Source organism: Streptomyces pseudovenezuelae (assembly GCF_001513955.1).
In the GTDB taxonomy this organism is placed as follows: Bacteria; Actinomycetota; Actinomycetes; order Streptomycetales; family Streptomycetaceae; genus Streptomyces; species Streptomyces pseudovenezuelae.
In genome coordinates this window covers 696,173-709,501 of sequence record NZ_KQ948145.1, presented here as the reverse complement: position 1 = coordinate 709,501, position 13,329 = coordinate 696,173, and the positions used below count along the sequence as shown (strand labels likewise).

The window sequence follows — 13,329 nt, the reverse complement described above, 5'->3', positions numbered from 1 at the left end:
AGCGTCCAACCCGGTTCGCATCATGAGACGGAACTCGCCCCCGGTCCGGCCCCGCGGCTCCCGGTAGACTCGGCCCCACACACACCTCGCTCACCGCCGGAAGGCAACCCGTGTCATCAGCGAACCCCGCCGCCGCCCCCGACACCGTCCTGGTCGTCGACTTCGGTGCGCAGTACGCCCAGCTCATCGCCCGTCGTGTCCGCGAGGCCCGGGTCTACAGCGAGATCGTGCCGAGCACCATGCCGGTCGCGGAGATGCTCGCCAAGAACCCGGCGGCGATCATCCTCTCCGGCGGCCCCTCGTCGGTGTACGCGGAGGGCGCCCCGCGCCTGGACCGCGAGCTCTTCGAGGCCGGCGTCCCGGTCTTCGGCATGTGCTACGGCTTCCAGCTGATGGCCACCACCCTCGGCGGCACCGTCGACAACACCGGCGCGCGTGAGTACGGCCGGACACCGCTCCACGTCTCCAAGTCGGGCTCCACCCTCTTCGAGGGCACCCCGGACGAGCAGTCGGTGTGGATGTCCCACGGCGACGCGTGCTCCGCCGCCCCCGAGGGCTTCACCGTGACCGCGTCCACGGACGTCGTCCCGGTCGCCGCCTTCGAGAACGACGAGAAGAAGCTCTACGGCGTCCAGTACCACCCCGAGGTCATGCACTCCACGCACGGCCAGCAGGTCCTGGAGCACTTCCTGTACCGGGGCGCCGGTCTGAAGCCGGACTGGACCACGGGCAATGTGATCGAGGAGCAGGTCGCCGAGATCCGCTCGCGCGTCGGCGACAAGCGCGCGATCTGCGGTCTGTCCGGCGGTGTGGACTCGGCGGTGGCCGCGGCCCTAGTCGCGCGCGCCATCGGCGACCAGCTGACCTGCGTGTACGTCGACCACGGCCTGATGCGCAAGGGCGAGACCGAGCAGGTCGAGAAGGACTTCGTGGCCGCGACCGGCGTGAAGCTGGTCGTCGTCGACGCGGAGGAGCGCTTCCTGACCGCGCTCAAGGGCGTCTCCGACCCCGAGGAGAAGCGGAAGATCATCGGCCGCGAGTTCATCCGGGTCTTCGAGCAGGCCCAGGCGGACATCATCGCGGACGAGGGCCCGGCGGTGGAGTTCCTCGTCCAGGGCACGCTCTACCCGGACGTGGTCGAGTCCGGCGGCGGCACCGGCACCGCCAACATCAAGTCCCACCACAACGTCGGCGGACTCCCGGAGGACCTGGAGTTCCAGCTGATCGAACCGCTGCGCAAGCTGTTCAAGGACGAGGTGCGGATGGTCGGCCAGGAGCTCGGGCTCCCGGACGAGATCGTCCAGCGCCAGCCCTTCCCGGGCCCCGGCCTCGGCATCCGGATCGTCGGCGAGGTCACCAAGGAGCGCCTGGACCTGCTGCGCGACGCCGACGCCATCGCCCGCGAGGAGCTCACCGCGGCCGGCCTCGACCGCGACATCTGGCAGTGCCCGGTGGTCCTGCTCGCGGACGTCCGCTCGGTCGGCGTCCAGGGCGACGGCCGGACCTACGGCCACCCGATCGTCCTGCGCCCGGTCTCCTCCGAGGACGCCATGACCGCCGACTGGTCGAGGCTGCCGTACGACGTGCTCGCGAAGATCTCGACGCGGATCACCAACGAGGTGGCCGACGTCAACCGCGTGGTGCTCGACGTGACGTCGAAGCCGCCGGGGACGATCGAGTGGGAGTAGGCCCTAGGTGCGCTTGAGGGTGCGCAGGGGCTGACCGGGCTTCCAGACCTGGACGACCAGGTAGGTGTCGTCCTCGACGTAGGTCCGCACGACCTCCGTCAGCTCGGTGCGGAAGAGGTGGAACGGCTGCGGCGGTTCCACCTCTGCCACGTACGCCCCCTTGGTGCCGTCGTCCTCCACCTCGATCGCCCGCCCGGCGATCCGTACGTCGCCGCCGCCCAGGGACTGTCCCTCCCCGGGATTGGCCTGGAGCGCGAACCGCGGGTCCCGGCGCAGGTCGAGGGCCTTGAGCGAGTCGGGCATCATGCCGAGCCAGAGTTCGCCGTGCAGGAAGCGGACCTCCAGGCCGGTGGTGCGGGGGGAGCCGTCCTTGCGGAGCGTGGCGAGGACGTGATGGGTGAAGGCGCCGAAGCGGGACTCGACGGTCCTGGCCAGGTCGGGTTCCGCGGAGCCGAAGGCTGCCCAGTTCATACCGGTGTTCATGCCGGTCAGTGTTCCGTCGATACCCGACATCTGCTGTCCGGTATCGACTGCGTGCGTCATCTTTACAAACCAACCCTGTTCTCTTGCGCTGACCGACGGTAACTTCCGCCCCGTAAGCAACCCAGTGCTGGAGGAGCACATGCACGAGACGCCCCTCGGGCCCACTCCGCCGATGCCGCTGCCCACCGAGAAGCTGCAGTTCGCGATGCCGCCGATGCACGACTCCGTCGAGGAGGAACGCAGGCACCGCAAGGAGCGGCTCGCCGGCGCGCTGCGCGTCTTCGGACGGCTCAGCTTCGAGGACGGGGTGTCCGGGCACATCACCGCACGCGACCCGGAGTTCACCGACTGCTTCTGGGTCAACCCCTTCGGCATGCCGTTCAAGCACGTCACCGTGAGCGACCTCGTGCTCGCCAACTCCGACGGGCAGGTGCTCGACGGCCGCTACCACGTCAACCAGGCGGCCTTCACCGTGCACTCCCAGGTGCACGCCGCCCGCCCCGACGTCGTCGCCGTCGCCCACTGCCACTCCGTGCACGGGCGGGCGCTGTCCGCCCTCGGCGAGCTCCTCGACCCGATCACCCAGGAGAGCTGCGCCTTCTACGAGGACCACGCGCTGTACGAGGCCTACACCGGTGTCGCCGTCGACGCCGAGGAGGGCCGCCGGATCGCCGCCGCGCTCGGCTCCCGGAAGGCGCTGGTGCTGCGCAACCACGGGCTGCTGACCGTCGGGGACTCGGTGGACGCGGCCGCCTGGTGGTTCCTGTCGATGGAACGCTCCAGCCAGGTGCAGCTGCTGGCCCGGGCTGCGGGCCGGCCCGTGCTCATCGACCACCGGGCGGCGGTGGCGACCCGGGAGCAGCTCGGCGGGGACCTGGTGGCGTGGATCAACTACCAGCCGATGTGGCAGGACATCAGCCGCAGCGAGCCGGACCTGCTGAGCTAGGGCCTGTCGTTTGGATCAGGGCGGCCGTGAGGTGCGGTGCTTTTCTGCCGACGCCGGGCTGATCCAAACGACAGGCCCTAGAAGCCTCGCAGCACCGCGGCCTTCGTCATCGCGAACTCCTCGTCCGTGAGCACCCCGTCGCGGTGCAGCTCGCCCAACTCCCGCAGTCTGCGCAGCAGCGCGTCGTGATGGTCGGCCGGCGGGGCGGCCGCGGCCGCGGTGAGCCGGGGGCGGTGTCCGCGTTCGTCGCCGTGCGCGAGGTCGCCGCGGGTGGACGGGTGCGGCAGCCGGGCCGTGACCGCCGTCGCGACGAGGGCCGTGAGCAGGTCGCGGCGGGTGCTGCCCCACAGGTCGAGGGCGTACGGGTCCTTCTCCGGCGGCAGCTTCGAGAAGGACGCCTCGCGGGTCACGAACCGCATGAAACCGTCCTCGTAACCGGAGTTGGGCAGCCACTCGACCTGCACGAGGTCGCCCACGTCGATGATCCGGGGGCCGGTCGCCCGCTTGACACGGTCGGAGGTGTCGGCCCAGTCGATGCGGACCTGGGTGCCGTCGAAGGAGACCGTGCCGTCGGAGGACCGCACCGAGACCGGGACCGGGGGGCCGGGCAGCAGATACGTCTTCGTCGGCTCCTTCGGGATCTGGTCCAGCAGGAGGGCGTGGCGGATCTCCTCGGCCACGTACTCGGCGACCCCGGCGCGGTCGACGTCCACGATCAGACGGTACGGATCGGCCGGGTCGGGCAGCCGTCCGCCGGTCGCGTGCAGCAGCGGGTCCGCCCCCTCGCGCAGTCGCATCCGCAGCCGGCCGCGCTTGCGTTCCGGCTCGAACGCCACGCCCGCGACGGCCTCCAGGGGCACGGCGACCTCGCCGTACGTCTGCCGGAACAGTGGCACGGAGCGGTGGAGTCCCGGCGTGATCCTGACCGTTGTGCCGTCGAAGGCCCAGGTTCCGTCACGCTGGATGATCTCGGCCATACGCAGATTCTCGCAGCCGGGTCAACACGGCGGGCCCGGCTTCACCCGCGCTGACCACACCTGCCGGACGGGGGTGGTGTGCTGTAGGGCACAATTCGCTGTCATCACGGGGGAGTTGTCCGGGGCTCCTGGTGGGGCGTGGGGCGCGAGGGGTTCGCGGGTGGTGCGGCCGGCCGGCCGTGAGGTCATGTGGGGCCAGGAAGTCAGCAATCGTGGGAAGGCGGGCGTCGGGCGTGGCGGTGCAGGAAGCGAGACAGAGCGCGGCCGGAGGTGTGCCCCGAGGCACGCACGAGGGTGGCTGCACCTGCGGGGACTGTCCGCACGGGGCGCGGGCCGGGCATCGGCGGGCGGTGGCCGCCTTCCTCGTCAAGCGCGACGAGTTCGCCGCCGGACAGGGCCTGCCCGCGGCCGTCGCGCACTCCGCGTCGGCCTCCCGGCAGTGGGTCTCGGAGGAACTGACCCAGTCCGCCGAGGCCGTGGCCGAGCGGGGCCGGGCCGAGGGGGCCGCCTGGCTCGCGCGGCTGTGGCGCCGTACCGCGTACGCCGTGTGGGCCGCCGTCGTGGTGCTGCTCCTCGTCCAGGCGCTGACGGCCATCGGCGCGGGGTGGACCGCGGCGCGTACGGCCGGGCTGGTGGCGGCGCTCGTGGTCGCGGCCTCGCTGACCGCGGCGTCCTGGTTCCACCGGGCCCGCGGCGGGGTGCTCGCGCCGGTCATCGGTGAGGACAACCGGCTGTCCACCTCGCGGGCCGTCGCGGTGGCCTGGGTGCTGTTCGTCGCCTACGCGGTGCTGGTGCTGGTGGGCCGGCTGGCCGCCGCCTCCGACAGCAGGGAGCGGGACGCGCTGACCGCAGGGCTCGAACTGGCCCGGGGCGCCGGGGTCGTGACCGTACTGGCCGTGGTGTGCGCGATCGCCGTGCTGGTGCGGCGGGTGGTCGGGCTGCGGGTGCTCGGGCAGCGGCTGCAGAAGGTGCGGGCGGACCGGCCCCGCGCCGCCGACCTGCTCACGGACGACTCCGGGCGCGGGACCTTCGCCGACATCCAGTACGTCGTGATCGGCGGGGTCGCCCTGCTGTTCGCCGGTGTGCGGCTGGCCCGGCGGCCGGATCAGCTGCCGGATCTGCCGTGGGGCCTCGCGTTGGTGGTGCTGGTGTCCGCGGCGACCTATGTGGCGGGCAAGTACGCGGAGGGCGGGCGGCCGGTGATCCTTTCCGTGGTGCGGTCGCGTGAGGCGGGTGACCTGGACGGACCCATCCGCACCGGGGACGACATCGAGATCCGGGGTGCCGGATTCGTGCCGCCGGGGGCGCAGCGTGCGGACCGGCTGTCCCGGATGGTGGTGCGGATCGGACCGGTCAACGTCCATGTGCCGTTGGTGCCGGTGGCCGGGGGATTCAGCAACCCCACGGACGAGGTGCTGACCGTGCCGGTGCCGGCCGATGTGGAGCCGGGACGGGTGGAGGTGCAGGTGGTGACGGCCGCCGGGGCGGAGACCAACCGGTACGCGATCGATGTGACGGACTGACGGGCCGGGGCTCGCGTCCTCGGGGCACGGAAACTCGCCGCGGCATTGAGCACCGCCGCCCCTTCGTGCGTATCGTCTGGTGAGGGGTCTCGGCACGCTGGTGAGAGGCGGCTCGAAGCGATGACTCACAGTTTTCGTACGGACACGCACGCCCCCTACTACAACGAAGAACGAACCTGGCGTGACAGCCTCGGCCAGTACGCCCTGCTGCCGTTGCGCATCTTTCTCGGCGTCACTTTCATCTACGCCGGCCTGGACAAGCTGACCGACAGTGCCTTCATGAAGAGCTCCGGCTCGGGCTCCATCGGCGACATGATGCGCAGCGTCCGGGACTCCTCGGCCATCCCGGCACTGGTCGACCTGTCCCTGAAGAACCCCGTCGGCTTCGGCTACGCCATCGCCTTCGGCGAGCTCGCCGTCGGTATCGGCACCCTGCTCGGCATCCTCGCCCGCCTGGCGGCGCTCGGCGGTGCGCTGATCTCGCTCAGCCTGTGGCTGACCGTGAGCTGGGCGTCCGACCCCTACTACTACGGCAACGACCTCGCCTACCTGATGGCCTGGCTGCCCCTCGTCCTCGCGGGCGCCTCCATGTTCTCCGTGGACGCCGCCCTGCGCTCCCGACGGCGGCAGCGGGCCGGAGGCTACCGGTAGCGGGTCGGCACGGCCCGCCCCGGAAGACGCCTTGCTCAGCCGCCCTGCCCGCGATCAGTGATCAGTGATCAGTGGGGCACGGGCGGCTGAGGCGTGCGGCCCCCCTCCGGGGGCGTGCTCGTACGGCGGCCGTCGCGGCGGTTGCGCACGGCCCGGGCCAGCAGGCCCACCACGCCCGCCAGGCAGAGGCCGCCCACGACGATGGGGATCACCGCGAACCACGGGGTGTCCCAGGCGCCGCCCGCGTCACCCGCGTAGGTGATGCCCGCGACGGTCAGGAAGAAGCCGGCGACCAGTTTTCCCGGCCGGAACTCATGACGCAGCACGGCTCACCTCCGCCTGACCGATGCCCACGCGCAGGTCGATGTCGAGGGTGGCGGGGTTCTCGGTGCCCGGGGCCGGTTTCAGAGTGATCTCCTTGCGCTTGCCCGGTGCCACGTCCACGTCCTCCTGGTCGTCGCCCGGCAGTTGGATGTCGCCCACTCCCACGTCGACGACCGCCTTCACGGTGACGTCCGGCGGCACGATCACCACCAGCCGGCCCACTCCGACGTCGGCCTGGGTCGTCACCGTCCGGCCCTTGGCGAAATCGACGCGGGACAGGTCCAAGGTGCCCACTCCGGTGCCGAGTTCGTACTGCGCGCGGATGTTCTGCGTCGCTGCCGGTGTCCAGTTCGTGCGGACCCAGCGGGTGGTGATGTCCTTCGGGAGCGCGGCCGACGTGGCGAGCAGCCCCGCCGTGAGGATCGCCAGGAAGATCGAGCCCGCTCCGGTGCGGCCCAGGAAGGAGCTGATCGCTATGCCCAGGCCCAGGACGATCAGCGCGCAGGACAGACCGGTCTGCAGACTGGTCCCCAGGGCATGGTCCTCCCAGGTCGCTCCGGTGCCGAGGCCGCCCGCCAGCAGGGCGAGCAGGAAGACCCAGCCGCCGATCCACCGGGGACCGCGGGGCTTCGGGGACGGGATCCGGGCCGCGCGGATGTCCTCGCCCCGGCTCCAGGAGGTGCCCCGGCCGATGTTGACGGCCGCCGCGATGTCACGGTCCCGGGAATCGCTCGGCCCCCACAGATAGCCGGTGCCGCCGACGTGGGTGCCGTCCTTGACGATGGGGTCGCGCCACCAGGACGGGTAGCCGGCGGGTACCGGCGGGGCCTGGGCCTCCGGCGGGGCGTCGGCGACGGCCTGGGCGGCGAGCGGGTCGGGGTCGGGGGTGCCGCGGTTGCGCGACCAGTACCCCGCGCCCGCGAGGAGCAGGGACAGGACCACGGCGAAGGTCAGCACGCCGGTGTTGCTCAGCATGGTGAGGAACACCCCGCAGCCGACCAGGGCGAAGAGCACTCCGGTCAGGGCCTGGCCGTCCACCCGGCCGGTGAGCAGCTTGCGCACCTCGTTCTCGTCCTCGTCCTCGTACGGGACGAGGAGCCAGGCGAAGCCGTAGAAGATGAGACCGATGCCGCCGGTCGCCGACAGCACGGTGAGCGTGATCCGGAAGATCACCGGGTCCATGTCGCACTGCCGCCCGAGTCCGGCGCACACCCCGGCGAGCAGCTTGTGCCGACGGTCCCGCCGGAAGCGCAGGGGGGCCGGGGGCGCGTCCTCTGCGGCGGCCGCGTCCTGCGGGGCGGGGGCGTCGGTCGCCGTACGGGGCCCGCGGGGCTCGGGGTCCGGGCCCGCCGGTGTGCCTCCTTCCCTCCGCGTGCCCGCGCCGGGGCCGGTGCCCGGGTCCGGGGCTCCGCCGGATCCGGCGCCCGCGGCGTGCTGGTGATCTGTCATGGGTCCATGGTGACGGGCGCGGAGGCGTGACGGGAGTCGGAACGACCCTGGCCGGACCCTGATATCGGCCCTGAGAGGGGAGAGGGAAGCGGCCGCGGGGCACGCCGTTCGAAGATCAGGGGAGTCTCGGGGGCCAACCCTGATGCCCCCGCACCCCGGCCGTGTGACCATCGATGGCATGCCGGAAGCCGCAGCAGCGCCCCTCGTCGAACCGCGGCCGCCGCGCAAGCTCTACCGCAGCAGCGACGGACGCTGGCTGGGTGGTGTGGCGCGGGGGCTCGCCGGGCATCTCGGGCTGCCGGTCATCTGGGTGCGGCTCGTCTTCGTCGGCCTGTTCATGTCGGACGGGCTCGGCGCGTTGCTGTACGCCGCGTTCTGGTTCTTCGTGCCGCTCGGCGTCGGCGGGGTCGGCGGGCAGCGGCCCCCGGCCCTCGTCACCACCGAGACCTCGCCGGACGGCCGCCGCAGACTGGTCGCCCGCCGCCCGGACAAGGGCCAGATCGTGGCCCTGCTGCTCATGGTCGTCGTCGCCATGGTCTTCGTCGGCAATGTCAACGTGGGCAACGGCGCCAAGGCCTACCTCTGGCCCGCCGTCCTGGTCGGCGCGGGCGTCGCCCTGGTCTGGCGCCAGGCGGACAACGCCCGCCGGGCCCGCTGGATGGAGGTCGGCCGCCGCCGGCGCACCCTGACCCTGCTGCGGGCCGCGGGCGGTGTCCTCCTCGTCACGGCCGGCGTCTCCGGGGTCTTCGTCCTGCAGGGCTCCGCCGCCCATCTCGGCTCCGTCCTCCAGGCCGCCCTCGCGGTCCTCGTCGGGATCACCCTCCTCGCGGGGCCGTATCTCGTGCGCATGACCCAGGACCTCTCCACGGAGCGCCTGATGCGCATCCGCGCCCAGGAGCGCGCGGAGGTCGCGGCCCACGTCCACGACTCGGTGCTGCACACCCTGACCCTGATCCAGCGCAACGCGGAGAACGCGAGCGAGGTGCGCCGCCTCGCCCGCGCCCAGGAGCGCGACCTGCGCACCTGGCTGTACAAACCCGAGGGCACCGGCAAGGACGAGGCCGACGAACCCACCGACCTCGCCGACGCCGTGCGGCGCAGCGCGGCCGAGGTCGAGGACAAGCACGGCGTCCCCATCGAGGTGGTGGTCGTCGGCGACTGCCCGCTCGACGAGAGAACCGGCGCGCAGATGCAGGCCGCGCGTGAGGCGATGGTCAACGCCGCCAAGTACGGTGGCGAGGGCGGCGCCGTACAGGTCTACGCCGAAGTCGAGGGCAGGAAGGTCTTCGTGTCCGTGCGGGACCGCGGCCCCGGCTTCGACCTCGACTCGATACCCGCCGACCGGATGGGTGTCAGAGAATCGATCATCGGCCGCATGGAGCGCCATGGCGGCACGGCCCGGCTGCGTGCGGTGCCGGGCGGCGGCACGGAGGTCGAGCTGGAGATGGAGAGGGCGGAGAAGACGTCATGAGTGACCCCACCGAGGCGAACACTGACCCCGCGGAGCCGACGAAGGCCGGCGGCGCGGGCGAGCGGCACGTGCGCGTGGTCCTCGTCGACGACCACCGTATGTTCCGTACCGGCGTCCAGGCCGAGATCGGCCGGACCGAGGAGACCGGTGTCGAGGTCGTCGGGGAGGCCGCGGACGTCGACCAGGCCGTCACCGTCATCACCGCGACCCGCCCCGAGGTCGTCCTCCTCGACGTCCATCTCCCGGGCGGCGGCGGGGTCGAGGTGCTGCGCCGGTGCGCCCCGCTGATGGCCGACGCCGAGCAGCCCGTCCGTTTCCTCGCCCTGTCCGTCTCGGACGCGGCCGAGGACGTCATCGGGGTGATCCGGGGCGGGGCGCGCGGCTATGTGACGAAGACGATCACCGGCACGGACCTCGTCGACTCCGTCTTCCGCGTCCAGGAGGGCGACGCCGTCTTCTCGCCGCGCCTGGCCGGCTTCGTCCTGGACGCCTTCGCCTCCACCGACGCCCCGCCGGTCGACGAGGACCTCGACCGCCTCACCCAGCGCGAGCGCGAGGTGCTGAGGCTCATCGCGCGCGGGTACGCCTACAAGGAGATCGCCAAGCAGCTGTTCATCTCGGTGAAGACGGTCGAGTCCCATGTCTCGGCGGTGCTGCGGAAGCTGCAGCTGTCGAACCGTCATGAGCTGACCCGGTGGGCGACGGCTCGTCGGCTGGTCTGACCCGGGTACCGCTCGCGCTCACACCACGCGCGTCGCCCCCGCGAACGGCATCTGGTCGATCGGCGCCACCCGCACCGGAGCGGACGGGTTCGGGGCGTGGATCATCTGCCCGTTGCCGATGTAGAGACCGACGTGGCTGATGCCCGAGTAGAAGAACACCAGGTCCCCGGGGAGGAGTTCGGAGCGGGAGACCCGCCGGCCGGCGTCGATCTGGGCGTAGGTGGTGCGGGGCAGGGAGACACCCGCCGAGCGGTAGGCGGCCTGGATGAGCCCCGAGCAGTCGAAGGCGTCCGGGCCGGTGGCGCCCCAGACATAGGGGCTGCCGAGCTTGGCGTAGGCGTAGGAAACAGCTGCTGCGGCACGGGAGTTGGGGGCTTCCGTGGTGGCCGTTCCCGGGGTCGTCAGCTCCTCGCGCGCACTCGTCGCGGCCCGGGAGGCGCGATCCCCGTCGTCGCCGAGCACCGCCCGGTCCTCGGCCGGCAGCTGGGACATCAGGCGGCGGGCCGCGCCCAGTTTTCCGGTGATCGTCTTCTTGTGCCGCTTCAGCTCGGCCTGGCGCGACCTCAGCGAGGCCAGCTCGATGTGGGCGGCCCCGCGCAGCTGCTCGATCTCCCGCAGCTGCCGGCGCACGTTCGCCACGGAGGTGGCCTGGCGGCTGCCCGCCCGTTCGACGAACTCGGCGCTGTCCAGGTACCGGTCGGGGTCGTCGGTCAGCGCGAGCTGCACCGCGGGGTCGAGGCCGCCGCCGCGGTACTGCGCCGCGGCGATCGAACCCAGCGCGTCCCGCGCCTCGTTGAGCTGTTCCGTCCTGCGGGCCGCCTGGTCCCGCAGGCTGTCCAGCCGGTTCTCGGCCGCCTCGGCCTTCTCCTTCGCGCCGTTGTACTTCTCGGTGGCCGCCTCGGCCTCCTGGTACAGCTGGTCCACCTTTGCCTTGACCTGGGCCGGGGTGAGCTGCGGCTCGGCGTGTCCGATCCCGTCGAAGCCCGTCGCGGTCGCGGCCCCCGCGAGGGCGATCGTCGCTGCCGTACGGACCGTATGGCCGCCGGCCGAGCGTCTGCGGGGCTTGCGGTGCGCTGCCACGTGGACTGCACGTCCTTTCGTACGTTCGTCCGCCCTGGGGCTCGGGACGTACGCACGCCAGGGGGGAGCGGCCGTACGACCGCCCGGGGCGGTGTGCGCGTCCGGCGACGGCCTGCACAGGGGGAGCGGGCCGCCGCCGGACCTTCTCGGCGGTGGTGGCCGACTGCCGCCCCTGGCCCGGGCGGCGGTGGGGAGCCGGTCACCTGGTGGAGGACGCTAAACCCGACCGTGTCCGGGAGGTGACGGGTTGTGCGGAACTGCCGTCAGGGGACCGCCGGGTGATCGAAGGTGACCGTGCTGCCGGGGTGGCCTCGTCGACTTCGCGAGGGGCGCTGACCGAAGTCGGGATTCCGGGACCCGCGAGGGGCGGGGAGTGCTATGGGTCGCATATATGCAAGATCTGCTCCTGGCATGCGGCGCGGTCCCGCGCCACACGGCCTCCGCCGCCCCCCGACCGGCCGGCGATCAGCGCGGACACCCCGTGCATCCGCTCGAAGGCCGGATCGCCCGTCGTCCCCAGCCCGTACGCCTGGTCGGCCGCCCCCGGGTCCACGGACGGGCCGGTGCGCGTGCCCCTCGGGCCCCGGCATAGGCTCCGGCCTCATGGACGTACTCATCCATCTCTTCGTCGGCCTGCACATCATCGGCATCGCCGCGCTGCTCGGCGGCTTCCTCACCCAGATGAAGGCGATGGGCCGGGGCACCGCCCGGTTCGTCCCCGCGATGCTGCACGGCGCCGCGACCATGCTGGTCACCGGGGTGATCCTGGTCGGCCTCAACCAGGCCGACGACCAGCACGTCAACAACATCAAGATCGGCGTGAAGCTGGCCCTGCTGATCGTGATCCTCGGCCTCGTCTATGTGAAGCGGGACGAGGAGACGGTGGACAAGAGCCTGTTCGGCCTGGTCGGCGCGCTGACCATGGCCAACGTCTTCATCGCGGTGCTGTGGACCTGACAGCCGCGAGGGCGGAGCCGACCGTCCCCGCTGCGACGGCCAGCCAGGCCGCCACCGAGATCCACAGCAGCACCTCACCCGGCGTCCTGAGCCACGGCACGTCCACGGTGGCGGAGACCGACAGGGTGGCGACCGCCGTCATCCCCATGGGGAACACGGTGGCCCAGCGCCGCACGTCGTAGCGCGGCCGCGGCCGTACGCACTCGGCCACCAGCAGGACGGCGTACCAGGCCAGGTCGAGCACCAGCAGGGCGACCGTCACCGCCCGCAGGACGCCGTGGTCGTCGTCGTTCCACAGGTACAGGCGCGCGCTGTCGGCGGCGAGGAGTTTCGAGCCCGCGAGCGCCGAGATGGCGAGCGCGCCGCCCGCGATCCACTGGTCGCCCGGTCCCTCCAGCACCTGGCGCAGATCGAAGCGGGCAAGCGCCACGCCGTAGAGGACCAGGCCCAGCCAGAACAGCACGAGCGCCGTGTGCGCGAGCCATGCCGCCGACTCGGCCGCGGCGAGCGTGGCGCACAGGACCGCGAGGCCCTGGGTGGCCACACAGCACAGGAACACCCCGCCGGGCATCCGCCGCTTCCAGTGCCTCACGACCAGCACCGTCAGCACCGGCCACAGCAGCGCGGACAGCGCCAGCAGCGCCTCGGCGAGGGTCTGCCGGCCCGATGCGGAGAGCCGGGTGCCGAGCACGGTGGTCGCCGCCACGGCCGTCAGGGCGCCCGGTGTCCCGGCGTCCGCGGCCCAGCGCGCGCGCTCCCGCAGCAGCCCCGCGGCGAACTCGGCTGCCAGCCCCAGCCAGGCCGCGCAGCCGAGCACCAGGGCGATGCGCGACAGCGTCTCGTGGCCGGTCAGATCGAGCCCGACCGAGATGATGCCGGTCGCCATGACCGCGGCCCCGGCCGCGGGCCGGCGCCGCGACCACCAGGCGCGCAGGGGGGAGTGGGGGGAGAAACCGGACATGGGGCGATGCTAGGAAGCTCCCCGCGCCGTGCGGGCGGGGCGCGCACGCGCGAGCGGGAAATGCACGCGAGTGCGGGCTCTGCGCGGCCTGTGGGTG

The 13,329-nt window shown here is 72.3% G+C and carries 13 protein-coding genes and 1 pseudogene; 7 read left to right on the top strand and 7 right to left on the bottom strand.

Annotation, left to right across the window (positions count from 1 at the left end):
• The first annotated feature begins 110 nt into the window (after nucleotides 1–110).
• Nucleotides 111–1,688, top strand: coding sequence for a glutamine-hydrolyzing GMP synthase (gene guaA, locus AQI94_RS10570; RefSeq protein ID WP_031060756.1), 1,578 nt, complete (start codon nucleotides 111–113; stop codon nucleotides 1,686–1,688).
• A gap of 3 nt (nucleotides 1,689–1,691) precedes the next feature.
• Here guaA and AQI94_RS10565 read toward each other — a convergent pair whose 3' ends face one another.
• A complete protein-coding gene (locus tag AQI94_RS10565; protein ID WP_037945366.1) occupies nucleotides 1,692–2,171 on the bottom strand; it encodes a pyridoxamine 5'-phosphate oxidase family protein in 480 nt (159 codons plus the stop codon).
• Nucleotides 2,172–2,310: 139 nt separating this feature from the next.
• Between AQI94_RS10565 and AQI94_RS10560 the strand changes: the two genes are divergently transcribed.
• Nucleotides 2,311–3,117 (top strand): class II aldolase/adducin family protein, encoded by an 807-nt coding sequence (locus AQI94_RS10560; protein WP_031060747.1) that lies wholly within the window; start codon nucleotides 2,311–2,313, stop codon nucleotides 3,115–3,117.
• A gap of 77 nt (nucleotides 3,118–3,194) precedes the next feature.
• On the opposite strand, the gene AQI94_RS10555 is transcribed toward AQI94_RS10560, so the two are convergent.
• Nucleotides 3,195–4,094: a DUF4429 domain-containing protein gene (locus tag AQI94_RS10555; RefSeq protein ID WP_031060744.1), complete on the bottom strand. Its 900-nt coding sequence runs from the start codon at nucleotides 4,092–4,094 to the stop codon at nucleotides 3,195–3,197.
• A gap of 233 nt (nucleotides 4,095–4,327) precedes the next feature.
• Here AQI94_RS10555 and AQI94_RS10550 point away from each other — a divergent pair, with 233 nt between their 5' ends.
• On the top strand, nucleotides 4,328–5,617 hold the full coding sequence (locus tag AQI94_RS10550; protein WP_031060740.1) for a hypothetical protein: 1,290 nt from the start codon (nucleotides 4,328–4,330) through the stop codon (nucleotides 5,615–5,617).
• A 120-nt stretch (nucleotides 5,618–5,737) separates the two neighbouring features.
• The gene (locus AQI94_RS10545; RefSeq protein WP_031060738.1) at nucleotides 5,738–6,268 is read left to right on the top strand and encodes a DoxX family protein; all 531 of its coding nucleotides are present in this window, start codon (nucleotides 5,738–5,740) and stop codon (nucleotides 6,266–6,268) included.
• 68 nt (nucleotides 6,269–6,336) lie between these two features.
• Here the strand turns inward: AQI94_RS10545 and AQI94_RS10540 are convergent, their stop codons facing one another.
• Together AQI94_RS10540 and AQI94_RS10535 are read right to left on the bottom strand one after the other, a co-directional pair.
• Nucleotides 6,337–6,594 (bottom strand): hypothetical protein, encoded by a 258-nt coding sequence (locus AQI94_RS10540; protein ID WP_031060733.1) that lies wholly within the window; start codon nucleotides 6,592–6,594, stop codon nucleotides 6,337–6,339.
• Nucleotides 6,581–8,041 (bottom strand): PspC domain-containing protein, encoded by a 1,461-nt coding sequence (locus tag AQI94_RS10535; protein ID WP_062229696.1) that lies wholly within the window; start codon nucleotides 8,039–8,041, stop codon nucleotides 6,581–6,583. Before AQI94_RS10535 ends, AQI94_RS10540 begins: the two co-directional genes overlap by 14 nt.
• Nucleotides 8,042–8,183: 142 nt before the next feature.
• On the opposite strand from AQI94_RS10535, the gene AQI94_RS10530 reads away from it, so the two are divergent.
• Together AQI94_RS10530 and AQI94_RS10525 are read left to right on the top strand one after the other, a co-directional pair.
• Nucleotides 8,184–9,512 carry an ATP-binding protein gene (locus AQI94_RS10530; protein WP_031052214.1) on the top strand — a complete coding sequence of 443 codons (1,329 nt, stop codon included), beginning with the start codon at nucleotides 8,184–8,186 and terminating at the stop codon, nucleotides 9,510–9,512.
• Entirely contained in the window at nucleotides 9,509–10,234 is a 726-nt protein-coding gene (locus AQI94_RS10525; protein WP_031052212.1) for a LuxR C-terminal-related transcriptional regulator, read from the top strand. The genes AQI94_RS10530 and AQI94_RS10525 overlap by 4 nt, the downstream gene beginning before the upstream one ends.
• Before the next feature lie 18 nt (nucleotides 10,235–10,252).
• On the opposite strand, the gene AQI94_RS10520 is transcribed toward AQI94_RS10525, so the two are convergent.
• Both AQI94_RS10520 and AQI94_RS45535 read right to left on the bottom strand, forming a co-directional pair.
• Nucleotides 10,253–11,314, bottom strand: coding sequence for a C40 family peptidase (locus AQI94_RS10520; protein WP_031052209.1), 1,062 nt, complete (start codon nucleotides 11,312–11,314; stop codon nucleotides 10,253–10,255).
• Nucleotides 11,315–11,722: 408 nt separating this feature from the next.
• Nucleotides 11,723–11,870, bottom strand: a pseudogene (locus AQI94_RS45535) (acetoin utilization protein AcuC); the annotation flags it as partial.
• A gap of 47 nt (nucleotides 11,871–11,917) precedes the next feature.
• Between AQI94_RS45535 and AQI94_RS10515 the strand changes: the two are divergent.
• Nucleotides 11,918–12,271: a hypothetical protein gene (locus tag AQI94_RS10515; protein ID WP_031052206.1), complete on the top strand. Its 354-nt coding sequence runs from the start codon at nucleotides 11,918–11,920 to the stop codon at nucleotides 12,269–12,271.
• Here AQI94_RS10515 and AQI94_RS10510 read toward each other — a convergent pair.
• Nucleotides 12,249–13,232, bottom strand: coding sequence for a tellurite resistance/C4-dicarboxylate transporter family protein (locus AQI94_RS10510; protein WP_062229695.1), 984 nt, complete (start codon nucleotides 13,230–13,232; stop codon nucleotides 12,249–12,251). The two genes, AQI94_RS10515 and AQI94_RS10510, sit on opposite strands and share 23 nt — an antisense overlap.
• Nucleotides 13,233–13,329 lie beyond the last annotated feature (97 nt).

Excerpts from the sequence above, each read along its gene's own strand:
- AQI94_RS10545 (WP_031060738.1), top strand. The coding sequence starts at position 5,738 with ATGACTCACAGTTTTCGTACGGACACGCACGCCCCCTACTACAACGAA.
- AQI94_RS10560 (WP_031060747.1), top strand. The coding sequence starts at position 2,311 with ATGCACGAGACGCCCCTCGGGCCCACTCCGCCGATGCCGCTGCCCACC.
- AQI94_RS10515 (WP_031052206.1), top strand. The coding sequence starts at position 11,918 with ATGGACGTACTCATCCATCTCTTCGTCGGCCTGCACATCATCGGCATC.
- AQI94_RS10510 (WP_062229695.1), bottom strand. The coding sequence starts at position 13,232 with ATGTCCGGTTTCTCCCCCCACTCCCCCCTGCGCGCCTGGTGGTCGCGG.
- AQI94_RS10555 (WP_031060744.1), bottom strand. The coding sequence starts at position 4,094 with ATGGCCGAGATCATCCAGCGTGACGGAACCTGGGCCTTCGACGGCACA.
- AQI94_RS10525 (WP_031052212.1), top strand. The coding sequence starts at position 9,509 with ATGAGTGACCCCACCGAGGCGAACACTGACCCCGCGGAGCCGACGAAG.
- AQI94_RS10535 (WP_062229696.1), bottom strand. The coding sequence starts at position 8,041 with ATGACAGATCACCAGCACGCCGCGGGCGCCGGATCCGGCGGAGCCCCG.
- AQI94_RS10565 (WP_037945366.1), bottom strand. The coding sequence starts at position 2,171 with ATGAACACCGGTATGAACTGGGCAGCCTTCGGCTCCGCGGAACCCGAC.
- AQI94_RS10530 (WP_031052214.1), top strand. The coding sequence starts at position 8,184 with ATGCCCCCGCACCCCGGCCGTGTGACCATCGATGGCATGCCGGAAGCC.